The 23,775-nt window shown below is 68.0% G+C and carries 22 protein-coding genes; 13 read left to right on the top strand and 9 right to left on the bottom strand.

What is annotated here, in order from left to right; genetic code table 11:
* The first annotated feature begins 49 nt into the window (after positions 1 to 49).
* Positions 50 to 1,105, top strand: coding sequence for a ferredoxin--NADP reductase (locus RHA1_RS29600; RefSeq protein WP_011598098.1), 1,056 nt, complete (start codon positions 50 to 52; stop codon positions 1,103 to 1,105).
* A 6-nt stretch (positions 1,106 to 1,111) separates the two neighbouring features.
* Here the strand turns inward: RHA1_RS29600 and RHA1_RS29595 are convergent, their stop codons facing one another.
* Positions 1,112 to 1,708, bottom strand: a complete 597-nt coding sequence (locus RHA1_RS29595) for a CHAP domain-containing protein (RefSeq protein WP_011598097.1) — start codon at positions 1,706 to 1,708, stop codon at positions 1,112 to 1,114.
* Between the two features lie 26 nt (positions 1,709 to 1,734).
* Positions 1,735 to 2,463 carry a DNA alkylation repair protein gene (locus RHA1_RS29590; RefSeq protein ID WP_011598096.1) on the bottom strand — a complete coding sequence of 243 codons (729 nt, stop codon included), beginning with the start codon at positions 2,461 to 2,463 and terminating at the stop codon, positions 1,735 to 1,737.
* A gap of 174 nt (positions 2,464 to 2,637) precedes the next feature.
* Here RHA1_RS29590 and RHA1_RS29585 point away from each other — a divergent pair, with 174 nt between their 5' ends.
* Together RHA1_RS29585 and RHA1_RS29580 are read left to right on the top strand one after the other, a co-directional pair.
* Positions 2,638 to 3,003, top strand: a complete 366-nt coding sequence (locus RHA1_RS29585) for an SPW repeat domain-containing protein (protein WP_029539480.1) — start codon at positions 2,638 to 2,640, stop codon at positions 3,001 to 3,003.
* 86 nt (positions 3,004 to 3,089) lie between these two features.
* Positions 3,090 to 3,743 carry a TetR/AcrR family transcriptional regulator gene (locus tag RHA1_RS29580; RefSeq protein WP_011598094.1) on the top strand — a complete coding sequence of 218 codons (654 nt, stop codon included), beginning with the start codon at positions 3,090 to 3,092 and terminating at the stop codon, positions 3,741 to 3,743.
* On the opposite strand, the gene RHA1_RS29575 is transcribed toward RHA1_RS29580, so the two are convergent.
* From RHA1_RS29575 to RHA1_RS29560, 4 genes are all read right to left on the bottom strand, one after another.
* A complete protein-coding gene (locus RHA1_RS29575) occupies positions 3,731 to 4,504 on the bottom strand; it encodes a glutamate racemase (RefSeq protein WP_009479290.1) in 774 nt (257 codons plus the stop codon). The genes RHA1_RS29580 and RHA1_RS29575 overlap by 13 nt on opposite strands.
* 32 nt (positions 4,505 to 4,536) lie before the next feature.
* Entirely contained in the window at positions 4,537 to 5,766 is a 1,230-nt protein-coding gene (locus RHA1_RS29570) for an NAD(P)/FAD-dependent oxidoreductase (RefSeq protein WP_193384940.1), read from the bottom strand.
* An 83-nt stretch (positions 5,767 to 5,849) separates the two neighbouring features.
* Positions 5,850 to 8,381, bottom strand: a complete 2,532-nt coding sequence (locus RHA1_RS29565; RefSeq protein WP_011598092.1) for an ABC transporter permease — start codon at positions 8,379 to 8,381, stop codon at positions 5,850 to 5,852.
* 4 nt (positions 8,382 to 8,385) lie between these two features.
* The gene (locus RHA1_RS29560) at positions 8,386 to 9,159 is read right to left on the bottom strand and encodes an ABC transporter ATP-binding protein (RefSeq protein ID WP_005239421.1); all 774 of its coding nucleotides are present in this window, start codon (positions 9,157 to 9,159) and stop codon (positions 8,386 to 8,388) included.
* Positions 9,160 to 9,301: 142 nt separating this feature from the next.
* Here RHA1_RS29560 and RHA1_RS29555 point away from each other — a divergent pair, with 142 nt between their 5' ends.
* The 5 genes from RHA1_RS29555 (at position 9,302) to RHA1_RS29535 (ending at position 14,906) form a co-directional block, all read left to right on the top strand.
* Positions 9,302 to 10,219, top strand: a complete 918-nt coding sequence (locus RHA1_RS29555) for a DUF3159 domain-containing protein (RefSeq protein ID WP_011598091.1) — start codon at positions 9,302 to 9,304, stop codon at positions 10,217 to 10,219.
* Between the two features lie 72 nt (positions 10,220 to 10,291).
* On the top strand, positions 10,292 to 11,854 hold the full coding sequence (locus RHA1_RS29550) for a long-chain-fatty-acid--CoA ligase (protein ID WP_011598090.1): 1,563 nt from the start codon (positions 10,292 to 10,294) through the stop codon (positions 11,852 to 11,854).
* Entirely contained in the window at positions 11,851 to 12,279 is a 429-nt protein-coding gene (locus tag RHA1_RS29545) for a YchJ family protein (RefSeq protein ID WP_011598089.1), read from the top strand. The genes RHA1_RS29550 and RHA1_RS29545 overlap by 4 nt, the downstream gene beginning before the upstream one ends.
* Positions 12,280 to 12,303: 24 nt before the next feature.
* Positions 12,304 to 12,906 (top strand): AMIN-like domain-containing (lipo)protein, encoded by a 603-nt coding sequence (locus tag RHA1_RS29540; protein WP_011598088.1) that lies wholly within the window; start codon positions 12,304 to 12,306, stop codon positions 12,904 to 12,906.
* Between the two features lie 101 nt (positions 12,907 to 13,007).
* Positions 13,008 to 14,906: an ABC transporter ATP-binding protein gene (locus tag RHA1_RS29535; protein ID WP_011598087.1), complete on the top strand. Its 1,899-nt coding sequence runs from the start codon at positions 13,008 to 13,010 to the stop codon at positions 14,904 to 14,906.
* Here RHA1_RS29535 and RHA1_RS29530 read toward each other — a convergent pair.
* Positions 14,887 to 16,290, bottom strand: a complete 1,404-nt coding sequence (locus RHA1_RS29530; protein ID WP_009479280.1) for a maltokinase N-terminal cap-like domain-containing protein — start codon at positions 16,288 to 16,290, stop codon at positions 14,887 to 14,889. The genes RHA1_RS29535 and RHA1_RS29530 overlap by 20 nt on opposite strands.
* A complete protein-coding gene (gene treS / locus RHA1_RS29525; RefSeq protein WP_009479279.1) occupies positions 16,287 to 18,143 on the bottom strand; it encodes a maltose alpha-D-glucosyltransferase in 1,857 nt (618 codons plus the stop codon). Before treS ends, RHA1_RS29530 begins: the two co-directional genes overlap by 4 nt.
* 151 nt (positions 18,144 to 18,294) lie before the next feature.
* On the opposite strand from treS, the gene RHA1_RS29520 reads away from it, so the two are divergent.
* Together RHA1_RS29520 and RHA1_RS29515 are read left to right on the top strand one after the other, a co-directional pair.
* Complete coding sequence (locus RHA1_RS29520) at positions 18,295 to 18,846, top strand: mycothiol transferase (RefSeq protein ID WP_009479277.1); 552 nt, start codon at positions 18,295 to 18,297, stop codon at positions 18,844 to 18,846.
* A gap of 87 nt (positions 18,847 to 18,933) precedes the next feature.
* Positions 18,934 to 19,566: a hypothetical protein gene (locus RHA1_RS29515; RefSeq protein WP_011598086.1), complete on the top strand. Its 633-nt coding sequence runs from the start codon at positions 18,934 to 18,936 to the stop codon at positions 19,564 to 19,566.
* A 36-nt stretch (positions 19,567 to 19,602) separates the two neighbouring features.
* Here the strand turns inward: RHA1_RS29515 and RHA1_RS29510 are convergent, their stop codons facing one another.
* On the bottom strand, positions 19,603 to 21,363 hold the full coding sequence (locus RHA1_RS29510) for a DEAD/DEAH box helicase (RefSeq protein ID WP_009479275.1): 1,761 nt from the start codon (positions 21,361 to 21,363) through the stop codon (positions 19,603 to 19,605).
* A gap of 109 nt (positions 21,364 to 21,472) precedes the next feature.
* Here RHA1_RS29510 and RHA1_RS29505 point away from each other — a divergent pair, with 109 nt between their 5' ends.
* The 3 genes from RHA1_RS29505 to RHA1_RS29495 all read left to right on the top strand — a co-directional run bounded on the left by RHA1_RS29505 (position 21,473) and on the right by RHA1_RS29495 (position 23,763).
* Positions 21,473 to 22,270, top strand: coding sequence for a carbon-nitrogen hydrolase family protein (locus RHA1_RS29505; RefSeq protein ID WP_011598085.1), 798 nt, complete (start codon positions 21,473 to 21,475; stop codon positions 22,268 to 22,270).
* 59 nt (positions 22,271 to 22,329) lie between these two features.
* Positions 22,330 to 22,959 carry a phosphoribosyltransferase gene (locus RHA1_RS29500; RefSeq protein WP_009479273.1) on the top strand — a complete coding sequence of 210 codons (630 nt, stop codon included), beginning with the start codon at positions 22,330 to 22,332 and terminating at the stop codon, positions 22,957 to 22,959.
* Positions 22,960 to 23,058: 99 nt separating this feature from the next.
* The gene (locus tag RHA1_RS29495; RefSeq protein WP_011598084.1) at positions 23,059 to 23,763 is read left to right on the top strand and encodes a DUF8548 family protein; all 705 of its coding nucleotides are present in this window, start codon (positions 23,059 to 23,061) and stop codon (positions 23,761 to 23,763) included.
* Positions 23,764 to 23,775 lie beyond the last annotated feature (12 nt).

Genomic DNA, 23,775 nt, shown 5'->3' with positions numbered 1-23,775 from the left:
GGCAAGCGAGCGTTTCGGCGCTGCGGAGTACGGAAGGACTGCACACACGATGACGACTGTCGAGGTGCCACACAGCTCACGATCGGTGGTGCTCACCGTGTCGGGCGTGGTCGAGGAAACCCCCGACTCCCTGTCACTGGTCTTCGACGTCCCTGCAGACCTCGCCGACAAGTTCGCCTACAAACCGGGCCAGTTCCTCACCCTGCGCATCCCCAGCGACCGCACGGGATCGGTCGCCCGGTGCTACTCGCTGGCCAGCTCACCGTTCACCGACGACGCGCCCAAGGTGACCGTCAAGCGGACCGCCGAGGGCTACGGGTCCAACTGGCTCTGCGACAACGTCGCCGTCGGCGACACCATCGAGGTCCTCCCCCCGTCGGGAGTGTTCACCCCCAAGTCGCTGGACCACGACTTCCTGCTGTTCGCGGCAGGCAGCGGCATCACCCCGGTGATCTCGATCCTCAAGTCCGCCCTCACCGAGGGGTCCGGCAAGGTCGTGCTCTTCTACGCCAACCGCGACGAGAAGTCGGTCATCTTCGCCGAGGAACTCCGCACACTCGCGAGCCGGTACCCGTCACGGCTCGTGTCCATCCACTGGCTCGAGACGGTTCAGGGACTGCCCGGCGTCGATCAGCTCGCCTCCGCCGTCGCGCCCTACCTCGGGCACGAAGCGTTCATGTGCGGACCGGCGCCGTTCATGGACACCATCCACAAGGCCCTCGCCGACGCCGGGATGCCCCGCAGCCAGGTGCACGCCGAAGTGTTCAACTCGCTGGCCGGCGACCCGTTCCGTGACGCCGACGTCGTGGAGGTCACCGAGGACGAGGCCGCCGACGCCGCCACCGTGGAAGTGGAACTCGACGGCGCGATCCACAACCTCAGCTGGCCCCGCAAGCAGACCCTCGTCGACATCATGCTGGCCAAGGGAATCGACGTCCCCTACTCCTGCCAGGAGGGCGAGTGCGGATCCTGTGCGTGCACCGTGCTCGAGGGCAAGGTCGAGATGGAGAACAGCGAAATCCTCGACCCCGAGGACATCGAGAGCGGCTACATCCTGGGTTGCCAAGCCCGTCCGGTCACCGATTACCTCAAGATCGAATTCTGACGCCGCTCACCCGAGCCGGCCGAAGCCGACGACGGCGGAGTCGCTCGACCAGTCCACGGTGTGGACGCGGATACGGCCGAACTCGTTGCCGCCGACCGTCGTAGCGGTGTCCCCGTCGACGGCGACGACGACATTGGTGTGCTGGCCGACCCAGCTGCTGTTGTCGTAGAGCACCACGTCCCCGACGGTCGGGCGGTATCCGCCACCGACCTCTTCGAACCGCGACTGCGACTCGTAGTACTCCTGCAACGTGTAGACCCCGGGAATCCGCCAGTGCCCGGAATTCGGATTCGACAGTGGCCGGCCGGCTTCCCGCATGATCCAGCTGACGAAGTCCGCACACCAGGGCTCTTCGACCCCTTCGGAGTAGAACGTGCCCGGCCGCTGCCTGTCGTGTTCGGCCTCGAGCAGCCCGACGATCCGTGCCTGCTGCGGCGACAACGCGGTCGTGTCGACGGCCGGGAATTCCGCGGTGTCCCAGGGCAGGTAGCGGTCCGGCGCCAGCCACAACACGCCTCCCGCCACGACGACCAGCACCGCAACGACGGCGGCGACGATCAGCCCGGCACGTCGGCGGCGGCGAGTGGGCGCGGGAGCAGTCATGCCACCCGAATGTAGCGGGTATCCGGTCACCTCATCGCGCGGTAGCCCGCGCGCTCCTCGGCGGTCAGATGCTCACACGCGTACGTCAGCGCGGTGCGACCCATCGCCGCAGCGTGCCGGTCGAGGAACCCGGTGAGCAGGTCGCGGTCGACCCGCTTACCGACCTCGCGCAGCATCCAGCCCGTCGCCTTCTGCGTGAGGTCGCGGCGATCACCCAGGACGGACTCCGCGACCTCGATTGTCGTGGAAGCGTCACCCCGGCGGATGAAACCGAACGTACTGAGCAGCGCCACGCGGCGCCGCCAGAGGTCGTCGTCCGCGGCCAGCGCGAACACCGGGTCCCGCGGCCGGTCGTACAGCCACGCGCCCAGGATCCGGTCGGCGGACGAATCCACCAGATCCCAGTTGTTCACCCGTCCCCGCAGCACCAGGTCGAGGTAGAAGGACGCGATCTTCTCGCGCAGGGCGTCGTCGCCGGCCTTCGCCGCCCGGTCGAACTGCGTCGCGAGCACCAGCAGCCCCGCCAGTCGATGCTCATGCACCGGGCTGTCGAGAAGCACCGTCACCTCCGGAAGGTCCAGATCGGCGTGAGCACGGACCACGCTGCGCGTCCCGGGAACCCGCACGCCGATGAAGACGTCGCCCTCTCCGTATTCCCCCGGACCGGTCTTGAAGAACCGTGCCAGATTGACGGCGTCGGCCGCGTCCGACAACTCGTCGAGTGCGCGCTTCACGTCGTCCGCGGTGGAAGTCACGAACGCACTGTCCCACAGGTGACCGACAGTCGCCGTGACAGTGCGGTCGAAGATCACGAAACATACTCTGACCTGCAGTTCGCGTTATCCGACTGCAACGAGCCAGGTATTGATCGGTCGGTCAATCAGGCGTGTACTCGAGGTGGACACAATCCATTTTCGAGGAGGCTGGACATGAGATCGTGGAGTCGTATGCAAGATGTGGTGGCGATCGTGATCGGAGTTTTCGCGGCGCTCTCGCCGTTGTGGCTCGACACCAACAACGCCGCGATGTGGTCACTCATCGTGCTCGGTGTACTCGTGGCCCTCTCCGGTCTCGTCCATATGAGCCGCCCGGAGATGACTGTGGCCGAGTACGCGATGGCCGTCTTCGGAGTGCTGTTGTTCCTCTCCCCGTGGGTGATGAACTTCGACGCATTCACAGGCGCGTCGTGGACCGCATGGGTCGTCGGTGTCCTGGCAGTCGTCGTGGCTGTCACCGGATTGCCGATGATGAGTTCCCGGATGCACGGACACGGAGGGCTGGCGACTCATCACTGATCCGTGAACCACAGCACCGAGAACATCGATTGGGGCGGGGCACAGGCTTACGGCCTGTGCCTCGCCGTTCACGTCCGGAAAGGCCCATGCCAACACCCCATCTCGGTAAGCCCGGTGGCCCCCAACCGCGGAAAGGCCGGCGGCGGCGCAGCGCGAAGATCGACGGCGACGCCCGGGAACTGATTCTCGACGCTGCCGAATCCCTCTTCGCCGTACACGGATTCGATGCCACGTCCACCGCATCGATCGCCTCTGCCGCGCACGTCCCGAAAGGACTGGTGTTCTACTACTTCCCCTCCAAGACCGACATCCTTCTGGCGCTGCTGTCCGAAAGACTGCCGACCGAACCCTTCGGCGACGTGGGCCCCCTGGTGACTCCGGGTGACCCCGCCGCCAGCCTCGTCAACCTCGACAACGCGCTGAATCTGCGCGACCACCACTCGTCGGTGATGCGCGTGATCATCTGGCGCGAGGCCGAGACCCACCCGGACGTCCGTGCGCACCTGCGACGGTTCCGCGACTACCTCAGCGACATCACCGAGCGTCTCCTGCAGGCCAGTTCGCCCTACCCCGTGCAACCCGGAACGCTCCGGGCCTGCGCGACGGCGTGGGTGGCCGCGATGTTCTCCGTGGCCGGCAGCGACCGCCTCCACGACCTCGACGACCTGCCGCGACGGCACGGCGAGGAACTCGACAACGTCGCACGCGTCGTGGCGGCCGGGATGGTTCAGCTCGGCTGAGAACGCCCCGCCGACAACAGCTGACCGGCGGGGAACGCCTCGGCGCTCGCGGGCAGACGCCCGGGCCTCCCGCTGAGGAAGACCTCGACGGTGCCCTCCCCCGCGCTCGGACGGTTCAACGCATCGATGCGGCGGAGGGTCTGCGTCGCCACCGCCTCGGCGCTGTCGAACAGCCGAACCCCGGCGGGGAGCTGCGCCGCGATCTCGTCGGCCATCAACGGATAGTGGGTGCAGCCCAGCACCACCCCGCCCACATCGTCGGGTGTGCGCTCCACGGCCGAGGCGATGGCAGCGGTGGCCGCGTCCCGCTCGCCGCGGTCGATCGCCTCGGCGAGGCCGTGGCACGCGACACCCACGACGGAACTGCCGTTCCCGAACTTCTCGATCAGATCCGCCTGATACCGGCTCGCCGTCGTCGCCGCGGTCGCCCAGACGGCCACCGACTCACACGCGGCAGCCGCCGGTTTGATCGCAGGAACCGTGCCGACGACCGGAACTGCCGGTCCGACGAACTCCCGGACGTGGTCGAGTGCGGTGACACTCGCCGTGTTGCACGGCAGCACGATCACCTCGGCTCCGCGGTCGAGGCAGCGCTGCGCGGTCGCGAGAACGCGGTCGATCACCCACTGTTCCGGTTTGGGACCCCACGGAGCCCCGTCCGGATCCAGAGCGAGGATCAGATCCAGGTCGGGTCGCAACTTGCGCAGCCACGCCGACGTCGGCAGCATGCCGAGACCCGAGTCGATGAGCGCAACAATCACTCGGAGAATCTATCGCGCCCCCGCCCGGCCGCCTACGCCGACGCGGCCTCGAGGACCTCGCCGATCGGCGTTCCCGCCGCGATCTTGCCCCGCATCTTCATGACGCCGCCCGCCATTCCACCGCCGACGACACCGGCCAGGATGCCGTCCCGCTCGTAGTAGGCGAGGAACTTGCGGCCGTCGTCCTTGATCACGTGCACCTCGTCGGTGGCCGCCACCGTGCCCAGGGCCTGGATCTTGATGTCGTACTGGTCGCTCCAGAAGTACGGGACCTGAGCGGCGGCGTTCTCGTCGCCGGCCCCGGTCAACGCCCCGGCGAGGATCTTGGCCTGCTCACCGGCATTGCTCCAGTGTTCGACGCGTTTTCGACCGCCCACCCGCAGCTGCCACGCGGCCACGTCGCCGACCGCCCACACGTGCGGGACCGCCGTGCGTCCGACGCCGTCGCACACCACACCGTTGTCCAGTTCGACGCCGGAGCCGTCGAGCCACGCGGTGACCGGCACCGAGCCGACTCCGATCGCCACGACGTCGACGTCCACCTCGGTTCCGTCGCCGAGGACGGCTCCGGTGACCCGGTCGGTGCCCACCAGCGACGTGAGCCCGACACCGGCCCGCAGATCGACCCCCTCGCCGGTGTGCAGCCGGGCGACGAGTCCGCCGATCTTCTCGCCGAGCACGGACGCGAGCGGCGTCGGCTGCGGCTCCACCAGCACCACGTCGAGACCACCCGCCCGCATGCTCGCCGCCAGCTCGCAGCCGATGAACCCCGCCCCGACGATCAGTGCGCGCTTGCCCTCCGCGAGGTCCGCGCGCAACGCCAGACTCTCGTCGATGGAACGGAGAACGTGGACGCCCGCGAGGTCCGGGAGACCGGGTATCCGCCGCGGCACGAGGCCGGTGGCGATCACCAGTTCGTCGTAGCCGAGTTCGGTACCGTCGGCGAGTCTCAGGATGCGGGATCCGCTGCCCACCGCGACCGCCTCGACGCCCAGACGCAACTGGATGTTCTTCTCGTCGAAGAACTCACGCGGCTTGAGCGTGGTGTCGCTCTTCTCCCCGCGCATCACTTCCTTCGACAGCGGCGGACGGTCGTACGGAAGGTGCGGTTCACCGCCGAGAAGCACCAGGTCACCCTCGTATCCGGCCCGCCGGAGCTCCTCGGCGGTGCGCAGACCTGCCAGGCCCGCTCCGACGATCACAATTCTCTGCACTGTCCCCGTACCCGCCCAATCTGCCCCTGCGACGGGCATGATCACCATCGCGTGTGTGTACAAGTCATATCAAACGCGCTCCGCGCCCGTGAGTACTTATTAACCGCCCGCGGTTAATAAGTACTCACGGGTCAGAGGTCGGCGATGGCCTCGAGGGGCCGGGTGCGGGCGGCGCGGCTCGCCGGCCACAGCGCTGCGAGCACACCGACCACACCGGATCCGAGGAGCATCGCGATCACCTGCCCCCACGGCACCGTCACCTGGTCGAGACCCTGGTCCTTCAGGGTGCTCACGAAACCCCACCCGAATGCGATGCCGAGCAGCACGCCGACGGCCGCACCGAACACCGCGATGAGCATCGACTCCAGGTAGATCGTGCGACGCATCTGCGACCGCTGCATTCCGACCGCGCGGAGCATGCCGATCTCCCGCCTGCGCTCGACCACCGACAGCGCGAGCGTGTTGATGATGCCGAGGATCGCGATCACGACGGCGAGTGCGAGCAGTCCGTACAGGATGGCGAGGAGAGTGTCGATCTGCTGCCCCTGTGTTCCCTTGAACTGTTCCCGGTCCTGCACCTGAACCACGACGAACTGCTTGGTCGCGGATTCGAGGTCGGCTCGCAGCTGCGTCAGATCCGCACCCGGTTTCCCGTCGATGAGGACAGCCAGATCGGGAATGGTCGCGGCCGGCATCACCTGGCGGTACACGTCGTCCGAGACGAGCCAGTCGCCGACCAGCTGGTTGTCTTCGAAGACGCCTGTCACCTCGGCGTCGACGACCTTCCCGTCGGCGCTCGTCATCGGGACGGTCGTCCCCAGCGTCCAGCCCTTCTGCGCGGCCGTCGTCTGGGACACGACGAGGTGGTTGCCCGTCAGATCGGCGCCACCCTCGACGAGCTCGTAGTCGAGGACGCCCTCGAGCGGGCCGTCCAGCGACGCGCCCTGCTCCTGCTCGTCGTCGACCTTCACGGACACCGGATGCAGGGCGGCGGCGCTCTGGACGTCGTCGAGGTTCCGCACGGCTCTCGCCGCGCCGCTGGGCACACCGATCTGGTTGGGGCCGGTGAGCACGTAGTCGGCGGACACCCCCGAGTCGACGAGCTGGTTGACGCTGGCCTTCGCGGACGCGCCGAACACGCCGATGACGGACACGAGCATCAGACCCAGCGTCAGCGCGAAGGCGGTGGCCGCCGTGCGGCGCGGATTCCGCACGGCGTTGGTGCGGGCCAGGCGCCCGACCGGACCGAACGGCTTGGCCAGCACCGCGCCGAGAGCTCCGACGATCGGGCGGGACAACGCCGGGGCGGCGAACAGCACGGCGAGGATCAGACCGAGCGCGCCGGCACCGACGACGGCGGCCGCGCCACCACCCGTGCCCCGCGAACCGATGACGAGTCCCACGACGCCGAGGACACCGAGGACTGCACCGGCGATGGTGCGCACGTGCAGTGAGTCGCCGGTGGACGCGAATTCCTCCCGCATCGCCGCGACCGGCGGGACCTTGGACGCGCGCCGGGCGGGTGCGTACGCGCTGACGGTTGTCACGAGCACCCCGACCACGAGGGCGATGAGAATCGTGCGCGGCCCCACTTGCAGGGGACCTTCGGGCAGACCGACGTCGAACGCGTTCAGCAGTCCGCGCAGACCGTAGGCCAGGCCGACGCCGGCGGCGATCCCGATCGCGCTGCCGATCACGCCGACCACGAGGGCCTCGAAGACCACGGAACGGCCCACCTGCTTGCGGCTGGCACCGATCGCGCGGAGCAGCGCCAGTTCGCGCAGGCGCTGGGCCACGATCATCGAGAACGTGTTGTAGATGATGAACGTGCCGACGAGCAGAGCGATCGCACCGAATGCGAGGAGGAAGTAGTTGATGAAGCTCAGCGCCTCCGTCACCTGCGCCTTGGTCTCCTCGCGCACCTCGTCGCCGGTCTGGACCTTCGCGTCGGGAAGGGCCGCGGCGATCTCGTCGCGCAGTTCGGTCTGGGACACACCCGTTCCGGCGACGTCGATGTACTCGACGTGCTTGCCGTCGGTGAACAGTTCGCGGGCCTGCGAGTCGACGAACGTCGCGCCGATGAATCCACCGGTCTCGTTGCCGGTGTCGTAGATGCCGGAGACGGTGACGTCGACCATGCCGCGAGCGGGCACGAGAACCTTGGCGGTGTCGCCGACCGCCAGTTGCGCGCGTTCTGCGGCACTGGCGTTGACGGCCATCTGGCCGACCTGAGCGGGCGGGCCGCCCTGAACGTACTCGTCGGGTTCACCGAGCGCCCGGCCCGGCGGCAGATAGGACTCGCCGATGCTCGGCGCACCACCCGTCTGGACGGCGGCACCGTCGGAATCAATGAGGACGATTTGCCCGCTGACGGCAGGTGCCACCGCGCGCACTCCGTCCAGCGCGGTGATGGTGTCGAGGTCGGCGAGGGGCACTCCGCTGGAGTTGCGCTCCTCGCTCGACACCCGCACGTCGACCCCTTGCGCGGTGTTCTCGAAGATCGAGTCGAACGTCTTCTGGAGTGTGTCGGTGAAGACGAAGGAGCCGGCGACGAACGCGGTGCCGAGCACCACGGACAGCACCGTCAGTGCCAGCCGGACCTTGTGTGCCGCCAGGTTGCGCAGCGACACCTTGCGCATCGGGGCGCTGGATGTGGACGCCATGCGGTCAGACCGCCGCGTCGGACGCGAGGGCGTGAGCGGGCTCGTCGAGTCGCTTCATGGTGTCGAGGACCGAATCGGCCGTCGGGTCACGCAGTTCGTCGACGATCTTGCCGTCGGCGAGGAAGACCACCCGGTCGGCGTAGGCCGCCGCGCGGGGATCGTGCGTGACGATGACGACGGTCTGATGGAACTCGTCCACCGCGGCCCGCAGGATCGACAGCACCTCACCCGAGGACTTGGAGTCGAGGTTGCCGGTGGGCTCGTCACCGAAGATGATCTCCGGCTGCCCGGCCAGGGCGCGCGCGCACGCGACGCGCTGTTGCTGACCGCCGGACAACTCGCCGGGGCGGTGCTCGAGACGGTCCTGCAGTCCGAGCTTGGTGAGCACGTTCTCGAGCCATGCGGCGTCCGGCTTGCGGCCCGCGATGTCCAGCGGAAGGGTGATGTTCTCCAGTGCCGTCAGCGTCGGCACCAGGTTGAACGCCTGGAACACGAAGCCGATCCGGTCACGTCGCAGCTGCGTCATCTGCTTGTCCGTCAGGGTCGTCAACTCGGTGTCGCCGATGAGGACGGAACCCGAACTGGCTGCATCGAGACCGGCCAGGCAGTGCATCAGCGTCGACTTACCGGAACCGGACGGTCCCATGATCGCGGTGAACTCACCACGGGCGAACTCCGCGGATACCGCGCTGAGCGCGTGGACCTGGGTGTCGCCGGTGCCGTACGTCTTGGACAGCTCGACAGCACGGGCAGCGACAGCGGGGGCATGCGTGCTCATGATCGCCTTTCGTATTTCTCTTGTGCGGTCCGGCCCCGTGGTGACGGGCCGGGACGGTGCACGCGCGGCGCACTCCTCCATCTTGTCGACACCCGCTGCGGCCCGCCATCAGGGACCACCCTGATCTTCGGTCGCCGCGGCCGTGATCTCCGACACGGAGACCCCCGCGGAAACGCCCACAACGGAAGTACCGACCTGGGAGAATTCCGGTATCGCCGGTGCGAAGGAGAGCCTCATGGCCATCGAATCCCCCAAACCCCGGGCCGGATCGCGGTTCCTCGACGCTTTCCTGCAATCACCGTTCGCCGGCCTGGCGCCGTGGATCGTGATGTCGCTGCTGTCCGGCCCCGGGCGGTTCGAGGAATCGGTCGCCACCGCTCTCGGGTTGTCGATTCTGTTCCTGTTCCTCAGCCACCGCCGCGGCGGAACCCTCAAACCTCTCGAAGTGTTCGACATCCTCTACTTCGGGTGCCTCGCCGCGATCGGACTGTTCGCGTCCGACGACCTGATCACCTGGCTGGAGAAGTGGTCGGGCGAGATGTCGAGCCTGGCGCTGGTCGCCTTCGCGTTCGGGTCGCTGCTACTGCGCAATCCGTTCACCCTGCCGTACGCGAAAGAGACCACACCCGAGGAGTATTGGACCTCGCCGCTGTTCCTCAAGGTCAACCAGCTCATCACGCTGGTGTGGGCACTGTCCTTCACGGTGTCGGCGGCGGCTGGACTGTACGGCGACCTGGTCCTCGACCAGCCGGACAATTTCTGGACGGGCTGGATCATCCCGATCGGGGCGTTGCTGTTCGCGCTGTCCTTCACCGAGTGCTATCCGGACGTGGCGAGCGCGCAGGCGCCGCGGGAGCCAGGGGAACCGGAAGAAGTGGCACCACCCCTCGTCAAACTGTTCGACTTCCTGCCGCCGTTCGTGGTCGGCGTGGGTATCGCGATGCTCGTCACGGACAACGACCCCGACTGGCTGGGCATCACCCTGATCGTGGTCGGCGCCCTCGGCACCGCCGCGCTGCGACGCGCGGACGCACAGAGCCGAAGCAGTTCGGCCGCGTGAGGCAAAACGTCACTGATCGAATCACCGGCTACTAGCCTGATGTGACTGACGTCACAGACGAGAGGTGGGCGCATGTCGGACGCCGACAACGAGATCATCTTCGACCGACTCGCGCACTGGGCGCAGGTCCGACCGGACGACGTCGCCGTGCAGTTCCAGGGCACCGAATACACGTGGTCCGGGTGGCACGACCGGATCCTGCACATCGCGGGAGCCTTGGCGGAGGGCGGAATCGGGGCCGGCGACACGGTCGCGTTCGTCGACAAGAACCATCTGTCCTGCCTCGAGGTCACCTACGCCGCGTCGCTCCTCGGCGCGGCCGCCGCGGTTCCCAACTGGCGGATGGCCGGTGAGGAACTCGACTACGTGATCAACGATTCCGGGGCGCGGATCCTGTTCGTGGGCAACGAGTTCCTCCAACAGGTCATGGCACTGCGCGACCGGTTGACCGGTATCGAGCAGATCATCACCGTCGGCGGGGAGCACGACGAGTTCGAGCCGTGGCTTGCCGAGGCGCCGGTGCTGTCGTCGAGGCCGGAGGTGGGAGCGGATGCCACCGCGCTGATCCTGTACAGCTCGGGAACCACCGGCAGGCCGAAGGGCGTTCAGCTGACCCACCGCAACCTGATCGCCCACAGCACCGCGGTGCTCGAGATCCTGCCCGCGCGGCACGACGACTGCCTCCTCGTCGCCATGCCGCTGTTCCACGTCGGCGGAAGTTGCTACGCCATCATGGGCGTGCACGCCGGCGCCCGGTGCCACTTCACCCGGGAGGCCGACGCCCCGTCCCTGTTCGGCGCGCTCGCTGCGGGTGCGAACATCGCGTTCCTGGTGCCGCCGGTGATAGCCGGAGTGCTCGCCGCCGGCGAGCAGGCCGTGGCCGCGTTCGGTGCGCTGCACCGCATCACGTACGGCGCGGCGCCGATGCCGCTGCCGTTGCTGCGCAGCGCGCTCGCCGCCTGGCCCGAGGCGGAGTTCGTCCAGGTCTACGGAATGACCGAGTGCGCGGGTGTCGTCACCGCTCTGCTGCCCGAGGTGCATCGCGACGCGGCACAGGAGGAGAGGATGGCGTCGGCGGGACAGCCCATTCCCGGGGTGGAGATGCGCATCGTGGACCCGGCCACCACCGAGGACGTCGCTCCCGGCGAGACGGGGGAACTGTGGTGGCGTTCCGAACAACGCACACCCGGCTATCTCGGCAAGCCCGAGGCGACGGCGGAGGCCATCACCGCCGACGGGTGGTTGCGCAGCGGCGACATGGGACGGGCGGACGCCGACGGTTTCGTGTTCATCGAGGACCGCCTGAAGGACATGATCATCACCGGCGGTGAGAACGTGTACTCGCCCGAGATCGAACGGGTGCTCGTCGAACACCCGGCGGTGGCGGAGGTGGCGGTGATCGGCGTGCCCGACGACCACTGGGGTGAGACGGTCAAGGCCGTCGTCGTACCGGTGACCGGGACGACCATCGAACCGGACGAGCTGATCCATTACACCCGCCAGCGTCTGGCGAAGTTCAAGTGCCCGACGACGGTCGACGTCGTCGACCTGCTCCCCCGCAACCCCACCGGCAAGATCCTCAAGCGGGAACTGCGCGCGCCGTACTGGAAGGACCGCACGCACAAGCTCGTGTGACCGCCGTCCATACTGGGATCGTGACCGTTCGATGCCCCTGCCTGCTCGGTGAACCGTACGACGAGTGCTGCGGGAGGTATCACCGCGGCGAGGCGACGGCGCCCACCGCCGAGCGTCTCATGCGATCACGGTTCAGCGCGTTCGCCGTCCTGGATGCCGACTACCTGCTCGCGACATGGCATCCGAGCACCCGGCCCGGGACCCTGGACCTCGATCCGGAGCAGCGCTGGACCCGCCTCGACATCCTGGCCACGAGCGGCGGCGGACTGCTCGACACCACCGGAACCGTCGAGTTCCGCGCGCACTACGTACTGGACGGCCACCGCGAATCGCTGCACGAGAACAGCCGATTCGTCCGTGAGGACGGCAATTGGCTGTACCTGGACGCGATCGCGACGCCACGCCAGGGTCTCCCCCTTCTCTGATCGGCCCCGGCTTACGATCGGATCATGATCAACCACCGGATCGGTCCCTTCGCCGCGTTCGCCGCCTGCGCCCTGGCCCTGACGCTCACCGGATGCTCGGAGTCGAACTCCCCCAGCAGTGTGGCGGCGACGTCACCGGCCGCGGCCGCCACCACCAGCAGCGCCCTCGAATCCGAGTCGGCGCCGATCCCGACCGACGCGTCGCCGAAATCGTCCGCGGCGTCCGAGTCCGCGAAGCTCACGGTCACCGACGTCCGCGTCGGCGAGCACGACGGATTCGACCGCGTGGTGTACGAACTCGGCGGCAAGGGCACACCGGGCTGGCGGGTCGCGTATGTGGACGAGGCGGTGCAGGACGGCAGCGGCAGGACGATTCCGGTGTCGGGCAACGGCATCCTGCAGGTGCAGATCGACGGCTCGGCGTACCCGTTCGACAGTGATGTGGAGGGATACTCGGGCCCCAACCCGGTCCCCGGTGTTCCCGGCGGCACGGTGACGGAGGTCAACGGCGCGCTCGTGTTCGAAGGCGTCACGCAGTCGTTCATCGGCGTGACGCAACCGGGCCGCCCCTTCACGGTGTCGACTCTGTCCGACCCGACGCGGGTGGTCGTGGACGTCGCGAAGTAGCGCTTCCGCGCTCGCCGCTTGACCTCGAGTAACGTTGAGGTTCTACCGTCGTGTCATACCCCGGCTCTACCGTGGGGGGATAGCGACAGGAGGCCGCTGGCATGAGCATGGAAGTCACGGCGTGGAACGCGATGTACAACGCGATGCACGCCCAAGAGGATCGTCGACCCTTCTCCCGCACGACGTTGCGGCGGATAGCCCGGTTCGCCCTGCCACACCGCCGCAGCCTCGGGTGGTACCTGCTGCTCAGCGTCGTCACGGCCGCGCTGGCGGTGGCCACCCCGGTGCTCGCGGGCCGGGTCGTCAACGCCATCGTCGGCGGCGACGCGGTGTCCGTCGTCGTACGCCTCGCGGCACTCATCGCGGTCATCGCCGTACTCGAATCCGCCCTCGCCCTGTGGACGCGGTGGCTGTCCGCGAGCATCGGCGAGAACCTGATCCTCGACCTGCGGACCGCCGTGTTCGACCACGTGCAGCGGATGCCGATCGCCTTCTTCACCCGCACTCGCACCGGCGCGCTGGTCAGCCGCCTCAACAACGACGTGATCGGTGCGCAACGCGCGTTCAGCGACACGCTGTCGGGCGTGGTGTCCAACCTCGTCACGCTCGGCATCACGCTCATCGTGATGATCGGGATCTCCTGGCAGATCACGCTGTGCGCACTGCTGCTGTTGCCGATCTTCGTCCTGCCCGCCCGCAGGATGGGCGCGCGGCTGGCTCAACTCAATCGTGAGGCGGCCAACCACAATTCGGTGATGAGCACTCAGATGACGGAGCGGTTCTCGGCGCCGGGTGCCACACTCGTGAAGCTGTTCGGCCGCCCGTCGGAGGAGTCCGCCGAGTTCGCGGTCCGGGCCAGGCGGGTGCGGAACATCGGTGTCCGCACCGCGATGCTGCAGTCGGTGTTCGTCACCGCGCTCACTCTCGTGTCCGCTCTCGCGCTGGCGCTCGTCTACGGGCTGGGCGGGTTCTACGCACTGCGCGGACAACTCGACGCGGGAGCAGTCGTCGCGATGGCGATGCTGCTGACCCGGTTGTACTCACCCCTCACCGCGCTGGCCAGCGCACGGATGGATGTGATGAGCGCGCTGGTGAGCTTCGAGCGCGTCTTCGAGGTCCTCGACCTGAAGCCGCTGATCGCCGAGAAGCCCGACGCGGTCGCGGTGCCCGACGGCCCGGTATCCGTCGAGTTCGACTCCGTGGAATTCGCGTATCCCTCGGCCGACAAGGTGTCGCTGGCATCGCTCGAGGAGGTCGCGACCCTCGACACCCGCGGCGGCGTCGACGTGCTGCACCGGCTGTCGTTCCGTGCCGAACCCGGGCAGATGGTCGCCCTGGTGGGATCGTCCGGAGCCGGCAAGTCCACCATCGCCCAACTGGTTCCCCGGCTCTACGACGCGGACGCGGGCTCGGTGAAACTCGGCGGGGTGGACGTGCGCGACCTGACCGCCGACTCCGTGCGGGCCACCGTCGGCATGGTGACTCAGGACGGGCACCTCTTCCACGACACCGTGCGGGCCAACCTCTTGCTCGCCCGGCCGTGTGCCACGCCGGCCGAACTCGCGGAGGTGCTGGAACGGGCGCGGCTCACCGACCTCGTCGCGGCCCTGCCCGACGGCCTCGACACGGTGGTCGGCGAACGCGGCTACCGGCTGTCGGGGGGCGAACGCCAGCGGCTGACCATCGCGCGCCTGCTACTCGCACATCCGCGGGTGGTCATCCTCGACGAGGCGACGGCGCACCTCGACTCCACGTCCGAGGCCGCCGTCCAGGAGGCCTTGGGCGAGGCCCTCGCCGGGCGGACCGCGGTGGTGATCGCGCACCGGTTGTCGACCGTCCGCGCGGCCGATCTGATCCTCGTGGTCGAGGCCGGGCGCATCGTCGAACGCGGCACCCACTCCGAGCTGCTCGCCGCGGGCGGCCGATACGAGGAGCTGTACCGCACTCAGTTCGACACGGGCACGGTGTCGTCCCCGACGCTCACCGAGGTGCTGAGGTGAGTCTGCGAATGGCGGAGAGGGGCAGGCCGATCCAATTGGGGCGGTTCCTCGCCTCGTACACGGTCTCGTACACCGCCTTGTCGAGTTCGTAGGCTCGGAGCAACGCCGCCGCCTCGCGTGGGTCGGTGCCCGACACGGAGGCGTAGCCCTCACAGAAGGCGTCGGCGTTGCGCTGCGCCCACTCCCTCGCGCGGAAGTCCCGCTGCGACGCCGCCCCCATCGCTCCCATCGGCACCGAATCTGCCAGTAGGTGGTGAGCGGCGTAGTCGAAGGACCGCAGCATTCCCGCCACATCCCGCAACGGGCTATCCCGTTCCCGGCGCTCGTCGAGCGTCTTGGCGGGCTCCCCCTCGAAGTCGATGAGCAGCCACCGCTCCGGTGTCCGCAGCACCTGACCGAGGTGGAGGTCGCCGTGAATCCGCTGGACGGTGGTGGCGCCCAGAGCTTCCGCCTCGGCGAACTTGCCCCGCACCGCCGCCGCCACCTCCCCCAGTTCGGGAACGATCGAGGTGGCGGCGTCCAGCCTGCGCGTCATCGCCTCCACGGTCGTCGACGCCACCTGTCGTTCCTCCGCACCGAGCGCACGCGCCAGGGTGGCGTGCACCTCGGCGACCGCAGCGCCCATCCGATAGGACTCACCGGCGAAGTCCGTCCCCAACTCCGCGGCGTGGAGATCCGCTTCGATCAGGAGGTCGCGGACGCTGCCGAGCGCCATGCTCCACCCGTCCGCCGAGTTGGCCTCGAAATCCTGGACCATCGCGAGGGTGGTCAGAATCCCGGCCACGTCCGTCTCCATCCACGCCCGCAGCGTCGCCACGTATTCACTGCCCGCTTCGGCGAGCGCGAGGTGGAGTTCTACGTCCGGGTTCACGCCCGGCGTGACCAGCCGGAAGATCTTCATCAGGAGCTTCTCCCCCAGCACCACCGACGTGTTCGACTGCTCCGCACCCAGTGTCCGCCCGCGGAGCCCCGGTTCGATCACCGTGCCCGGCACCGTCTTCAACTGCACCGGCCCCGATCCCTCGGCCTCCGACAGCAGGTCGGCGTACAAGGTGATGATCTCGGCATCGTGCAGGCCGTCGTACGCGATCATGATGTTCCCGTCGCCGTCCGGCAGCGCCCACGGCTCGAGGTCCTCCGGCAGATGACTGCGAAAACCCAGAGGTATCTGGTACACCTGCGGCGGTCCTGCCTCGAACTCCACCGACACCAGGAGATGCTCGGCGGAGAACCCGAACGCCGTCGTCAGTTCGTGGCGCAGCAGGATCCGCACCGCCGCGATGGTGGTGCCCTTCGCGGCGAACCACCGCCGGTCCGGCAACCACCGGACGAGTTGCCGCTCGAGGGTCTCGTCGGGAATGCGTTCACTGGTGGGTTCGTTCACTGCTGCACCGCCTGTTCCGCTTCGCTGCTGACCGGGTGTCCGCTCACCGCGCCGTCGGACTTCGGATCCGGTTGCAGCGCAAACCAGAAGAATCCGTGACCGGGGAGTGTGATCATGTACCCGCCGTCCCCGATCGAGGGGAAGGGAACGGAACCGGTGAGCTCCACGGGGATTCGGCCGGCGAACTGGGTGAGGTCCAGGATCACCGCCTGCGGGAACCTGGACAGGTTGTTGACGCACAGGATGACGTCGCTGTACGGGCGGTCCTGGCTCGGCGGCGTCTCCCGCACATACGACAGGACGGCCGGGTTCGCACTGCCGAGTTCGGTGAACGACGCCGTTCCGAACGCCGGATGCTGTTTGCGAACCTGGATCAGGCGCCGGGTCCAGTGCAGCAACGAGTTGGTCGAGTTCATCTGCGCCTCGACGTTCACCGACTGGTAGCCGTACGTGGGATCCATGATGACCGGCAAGTACATCCGGGCTGGGTCGGCACGGGAGAATCCGGCGTTGCGGTCGGGCGTCCACTGCATGGGAGTCCGCACCGAGTCCCGATCGCCGAGCCAGATGTTGTCGCCCATGCCGATCTCGTCCCCGTAGTAGAGAACGGGCGAACCCGGCAGACTCAGCAGCAGCGCGGTGAACAGCTCGAGCTGGTTGCGGTCGTTCTCGAGCAACGGCGCGAGACGTCGCCGGATGCCGATGTTCGCCTTCATCCGCGGATCCTGCGCGTACTCGGAATACATGTAGTCACGCTCCTCGTCCGACACCATTTCGAGGGTCAGCTCGTCGTGGTTCCGGAGGAAGATTCCCCATTGGCACGAACTCGGAATCGGCGGGGTCTGCGCGAGGATCTCGGAGATCGGAAACCGGTTCTGCCGGCGCACGGCCATGAAGATGCGGGGCATCAACGGGAAGTGGAACGCCATGTGGCACTCATCGCCCACGTCCGGCTCCCCGAAGTACTCCACGACGTCCGACGGCCACTGGTTGGCTTCGGCGAGAAGCGCCCGCCCCGGGTACTCGGCGTCCATGACGGCCCTGCATTTCTTGAGAAACGCATGCGTCTCGGGCAGGTTCTCGCAGTTGGTGCCCTCCCGCTCGAACAGGTAGGGCACGGCGTCCAGCCGGAAGCCATCGATTCCGAGGTCCAGCCAGAATCGCAGCACGTCGATCATCGCGTCCTGGACGTCGGGATTGTCGTAGTTCAGGTCCGGCTGATGGGAGAAGAACCGATGCCAGTAGTACTGCTTGCGCACCGGATCCCACGTCCAATTAGACGTCTCGGTGTCAACGAAGATGATGCGCGCGTCCGGATACCCTTCGTCACGGTCCGACCACACGTAGAAGTCGCCGTACGGGCCATCGGGGTCGGTGCGCGACTCCTGGAACCACGCGTGCGTGTCGGACGTGTGGTTCATGACCAGGTCCGTGATGACTCTGATCCCGCGGCGGTGCGCCTGATCGAAGAGCTGGACGAAATCCTCGACCGTCCCGAACTCCGGGAGCACGGCGCGGAAGTCGCGGATGTCGTAACCGCCGTCGCGTAGCGGCGAATCGTAGAACGGCGGCAGCCACAGGCAGTCGACCCCGAGCCAGGACAGGTAGTCGAGTTTGGACGTCAGCCCCTGGAGATCGCCCGTTCCGTCGCCGGAGGAATCGAAGAACGCGCGGACCAGCACCTCGTAGAACACCGCGGTCTTGAACCACTCGTTGTCCACTTGCAGTTCTCTGGCGTGGAAGAAGTCCTCGGACCGGGCCTCGATGAGGTGGCCTTCGAGGTCGTGCTCCGGTGAGGCCGCGCCCTCCCGGGACGGGTCGGCGAAGGCCGACGACGAATCTTCCAGGGCCATAAGCACCTCGGTTCGCGACTCGATCACAGGAACAGGGGCGTTCCCCGGACAGTGCCTCGATCGTAGGTCGGTCCTGCCCGAACCGCTGGGGACGCGCGCAGAGTGTCGATCCAGGACAGTAGGTGTCCGCTATTCGCGCCACACTGAACTCATGACCGAGACACCCAGCACCCAGAACCCCATCTCCGACGAGCGCGGACTCCTTCTCCTCATGCTGGACAACCAGCGCACCGCCTTCCGCAACGCGATGTCCGGGCTGACGGAGGAGCAGGCCCGCAGTGTGCCCAGCGCCAGCGAGCTGAGCCTGGCGTCCCTCCTCAAGCACGTGATCGACGGCGAAGAGGCGATGACCTCCCGCATCACCGGGGCTCCGCGCGATGTCGGCGACGACCCGGTGGCAGCGTGGATGGCCGCATGGAACGTCACTGAGGACGAGACCGTCGACACCCTCCTCGCCCGCTTCGACGACGCACAGCGCGCCACCGAGGCCGCGGTCGCCGCCGAAACCGATCTGGATCGCGACGTCGACCTGCCCGCCGACGTGGCGCAGTGGATGGCGCCGGGGGTCGTCTTCACGGTCCGGTACATGCTGCTGCACCAGATCGAGGAACTCGCCCGGCACGCCGGTCACGCCGACATCATCCGGCAATCCCTCGACGGCGCGCGCGCCGATACGCTGGCCGGCGGCGGCAGCTGGTCCTGACTGTTTCCGCTCTCTCGGGTAAATTCTCCGCTCGGGCGGCGCTGCAGAGCCGCCCGGACGAGACAACGAGGAGTTCAGGTGGACGGTATGAGCGTGATGCGACGCACGATCGCGGCGGCAACGGTCGGTATCGCGGCGACTTTCGGCCTGTCGGGCGCGGCAGCGGCCGAACCGGCCACCCCCGACGTCCCCGGCCTCGCCGAACTGCGCACCCAGGCCGACAAGCCCGAGGCGAAGGCCGCGGTCGAGGCGCTGGCCACGTCCACGGTGCTGCGTGACGTCGCGGGCGCGTACACCCCGTTCCTCTACACCGCACCGACCGTGGGTTGCGGCACCGTCGCACCGGTCACGCTGACGCTGGCGTCGGGCACCACCGGGCCCACCGCCGAGGTGAAGGCGAACGAGATCAGCTTCCAGGCCCTCTCCGCGTACCCCGGTGTCGTGAAGTCCTCGGGACTCAACGTCGCGTGGATCAACACCAACACCGGCGCCAGCGGAATCCTGCCCCTCGACGGCGTCACCGAGGGCGGCTACCCGGCGCTGAACAAGGTCGTGGCGACGGGGGCCGGCACCGTCGTGGCATCGATCTTCGGCACCGTCGGCTACACCAACGCGACCTGCTACGTGCTGCCGACCGTCGGTTCGTTCTTCGTTCCCGAGGAGGGCCCGCTGCCTGCCGAAGCGGCACAGCCCGCCCCGGCTCCCGCTCCCCCGGCGTAACCGCCGGGGATCCTCTTCGGGAGGGCCGCGTGAGAACTACTCGCGCGGCTTTTTCCTGCTGTCCCGGTCGCGCTGGAACTTTCCGCCTGCCCGATCGTCGCGGCCACCACGCGGTCGGCCCGACGGCGGACCCGAATCGGGTTGCAGCTGAATCAGCACTCCGGAGATCCGGGTACGACGCAGGGCTTCGAGGGTCTCGCTGGACAGGTCGGCGGGCAACTCCACCAGGCTGTGGTCGGGGCGGATGCTGATGTGCCCGAAATCGCTGCGCCGCAGCCCACCCTCGTTCGCGATGGCACCGACGATCGCACCCGGCACCACACGGTGCCGCTTGCCGACCGCGATCCGGTACGTCGCGAGCTCCTGGCCCTCCGGTCCACGCGACCGCGTCGGGGGGCCCTCGTCGAACCGGCGTGCCGGGCGTTCACGAGGCTCGCGCTCACGGCGAGGCGCCGGCGGCGGTTCGGGTGCCATGAGGAACGCCTCACCGTCGCGCGACTGCACCGCGAGCGCGGCGGCGATGTCGGCGAGCGGCACGTCGTGCTCCTGCTCGTAGTCCTCGATCATCTTGCGGAACAACGCCAGATTGTCGGACGTGAGGCTCTCGGTGATCGAGTCGCCGAACTTGGACACACGCTGCGCATTGACGTCGTCGACGCTGGGCAGCTGCATCTCGGCCAGCGGCTGACGGGTCGCCTTCTCGATGGCCTTGAGCAGGTGCCGCTCGCGCGGTGCCACGAACAGCAACGCCTCGCCCGCGCGGCCGGCGCGACCGGTACGGCCGATCCGGTGGACGTACGACTCCGTGTCGTGCGGGATGTCGTAGTTGACGACGTGGGAGATGCGGTCGACATCCAGGCCACGCGCAGCCACGTCGGTGGCCACGAGGATGTCGAGGGCGCCGCTCTTGAGCTGGCCGATGGTCCGCTCACGCTGCGCCTGCACGATGTCGCCGTTGATGGCCGACGCGGAGAAACCACGAGACCGCAACTTTTCGGCGAGGTCCTCGGTGGCCTGCTTGGTGCGCACGAAGATGATCATCGCCTCGAAGTCCTCGACCTCGAGGACACGCGTCAGGGCGTCGAGCTTGCGCTGGTGCGCCACCTGGACGTACCGCTGCGAGATGTTGGACGCGGTCGACGTCTTCGACTTCATCGTGATCTCGACGGGGTCGTGCATGTACTGCTTCGAGATCTTGCGGATGGCCCCCGGCATCGTGGCCGAGAACAGCGCCACCTGCTTGTACTCCGGGGTGTCGGCGAGGATGCGCTCGACGTCCTCCTGGAAACCCATCTTCAGCATCTCGTCGGCCTCGTCCAGGACGAGGTAGGAGAGCTTGGACAGGTCGAGCGTGCCCTTCTCCAGGTGGTCGATCACGCGACCGGGCGTGCCCACGACCACGTGCGCGCCGCGCCGCAGTCCGGACAGCTGGACGCCGTAGCTCTGACCGCCGTAGATGGGCAGGACGTGCAGGCCCGGGATATGGGCGGAGTACTTGCCGAACGCCTCCGCGACCTGCAGGGCCAGCTCCCTCGTCGGCGCGAGGACCAACGCCTGCGGCGACTTCTGCGTCAGGTCGATCTTCGAGAGGATCGGAACCGCGAACGCAGCGGTCTTGCCGGTGCCGGTCTGCGCCAGGCCGACGACGTCGTTGCCGGCGAGGAGGGGCGGAATGGTGGCTGCCTGGATCGGCGAGGGCGACTCGTAGCCCACATCGGACAGTGCCTTCAAGACCCGATCATCGATGTCGAGGTCGGCAAAAGTGGGGGGTTCGGGGTCACGCTCGATATCACTCATTGACCAGCAGTTTAGTGCACGAGTCCACAGTGCATCGCCACGCCGTGGAAATACGCGGCGACCGGGACGGGAGACACCTGCCGCGGGGTCGTCGCCTAGCGTGGACGGCATGGTCGATGTCGCTGTCATTCAGTTCGCTCCCGGTCAGGACAAGCAGGAGAACCTGCGCACCCTCCGCACGCTCGCCGCCGAGGCCGCGGGCCGCGGCGCGAAGGTGGTGGTGGCGCCCGAGTACGCGATGTTCACGGCGCCGCGGACGGACGAGCGGATCGTCGAGTCGGCCGAGGGCCTGGACGGCGAGTTCGTCAGCGGGCTGGCCGCGACCGCGAAGGAACTCGACGTCCACCTGGTGGCAGGGGTCAACGAACATTTGCCCGGAGACGATCACATCTCCAACACCATCGTCGCCCTCGGACCGGGCGGCGACATCGTCGCCACCTACCGCAAACTCCACCTGTACGACGCGTTCGGCTACAAGGAATCCGACGTCATCCGCGCCGGGGAGATCGACGCCCCGCAGACCTTCGCCGTCGACGGCCTCACGTTCGGCATGCAGACCTGCTACGACCTCCGGTTCCCCGAGGTCACCCGCCGCATCGTCGACGCGGGCGCCGACGTGCTGCTGCTGCCCGCGCAGTGGGTGCCCGGACCGTTGAAGGAGGACCACTGGTCCACGCTCGTGCGGGCGCGCGCCATCGAGAACACCGTGTATGTGGCCGCCGCCGACCAGAGCGCGCGCACCGGGGCCGGGAACAGCATGATCGTCGATCCGATGGGCGTGACTCTCGCGTCGCTCGGCGAGCGGGTGGGCACCGCGGTCGCGGCGGTCAGCGCGGAGCGGATCACCGAGGTGCGGGAGAAGAACCCCGCCCTCGCCCTGCGCCGATTCACCGTCAGCGAGATCTGAACGGCGCGATCGGGAGTAGCGTCGGAGACGAACAGTTCTCCCCGATCACGGAGCGTTCGATGTTGTATACCAGTCGCGCCGACGCCGGTCGCAGACTGGCCGCCGCACTGGAGCACCTGCGCGGCACCGATCTGGTGGTGCTCGGTCTGCCGCGCGGCGGCGTCCCCGTCGCGTTCGAAGTCGCTGCCGCCCTGTCGGCCCCTCTCGACGTCGTGCTCGTCCGCAAACTGGGTGTCCCGTGGCAGCCGGAACTCGCCATGGGTGCCATCGGCGAGGGCGAATCCCGGGTGATCAACGACGACGTCCTCCGCATCGCCCGGATCAGCAAGACCGCACTCGCCATGGTCGAGGCGAAGGAGCGCCGCGAACTCGAACGGCGGGCTCGGGTGCTCCGCGGCGGGAAGCCGCGAGCGTCACTCAAGGGCCGCACAGCTGTCCTCGTCGACGACGGCATGGCCACGGGCGCGACCGCGGCGGTGGCCTGCCAGTCGGTGAAGAAACTGGGCGCGGCACGCGTGATCGTCGCGGTCCCGGTGGCGGCGCCCGAGGCCGTCGGCCGTCTGCGTGTGACCGCCGACGAGGTGGTCTGCCCATACGTCCCGGCCGATCTCGGCGGCGTCGGCAACGCGTACGACGATTTCCATCAACTCTCGGACACCGAGGTCACAGACCTGCTGGCCCACCACTGACGGTGGTTCTCGAGGAATCTTCAGCTCCAGTGCAACGTTCCCGGAGGCCCTGTCGATACACCGGACAGAGCACAGAACAGACTGCCTTTGGAGGATCTCGTGACCGTCTCTGCCGATACCGTCGAAACCGTCGTCACCGCTTGCCGCGACCGATTGGGCGACCCGTCCGGCTGGGTCACCTCCGATGCCTACCGGCACAGCCTGGCCCTCTGCATCATCGAATCGGTGCAGTCGAGCGCCGGGCACAGCGAGGTCGCCGTCGTCGACCGCTATCTGGCGTACCGGCGGGCGCACCCCGATCAGCCGCTCACCGACGGCGCCCGCGACCTTCTCCGCACGTTCGAGGAGGCGGGCAGCTCGGATCAGTGGGCGGGCAAGGTCGGCTCGTACAAACGGCGGTACTCCGCGACCGGTGTGCCGATCGAGGCGCGTCACATCCAGCAGGCGGCGGAGCGGCTACACCAGCTCCGGATCAACAGCATCGACGACCTTCTCGAGGCCGCCCGGGACGAAGCCGCCCTGGAGCAGATCCACGACGCGTGGACCGAGGTGTGCGGGGAGAGCAGCGACGTCACGTGGGCGCACTTCCTGATGCTCGCCGGGATCCCCGGGGTCCGGCCGAATCGGGTGGCGGACGTGTTCATCAGCGGCGCGCTCGGAATTTCGGAAGCCACCGACGACGGCCCAGCCGAGGAGATCCTCGAGGCGACGGCGACCGAACTCGGTGTCGATCCGGATCAGTTGAACTATGCGATCCGGCGCTGGCTGTCGGCGAACTCGCGGCGTCTCGAAGAGGCTGCCTGAGTTATCAGTTTA

The sequence above is a fragment of the Rhodococcus jostii RHA1 genome (genome assembly GCF_000014565.1).
GTDB classification, from domain to species: domain Bacteria; phylum Actinomycetota; class Actinomycetes; order Mycobacteriales; family Mycobacteriaceae; genus Rhodococcus_F; species Rhodococcus_F jostii_A.
The sequence above is the reverse complement of the archived record's forward strand: the minus strand, read 5'-3'. Positions and strand labels throughout refer to the sequence as shown.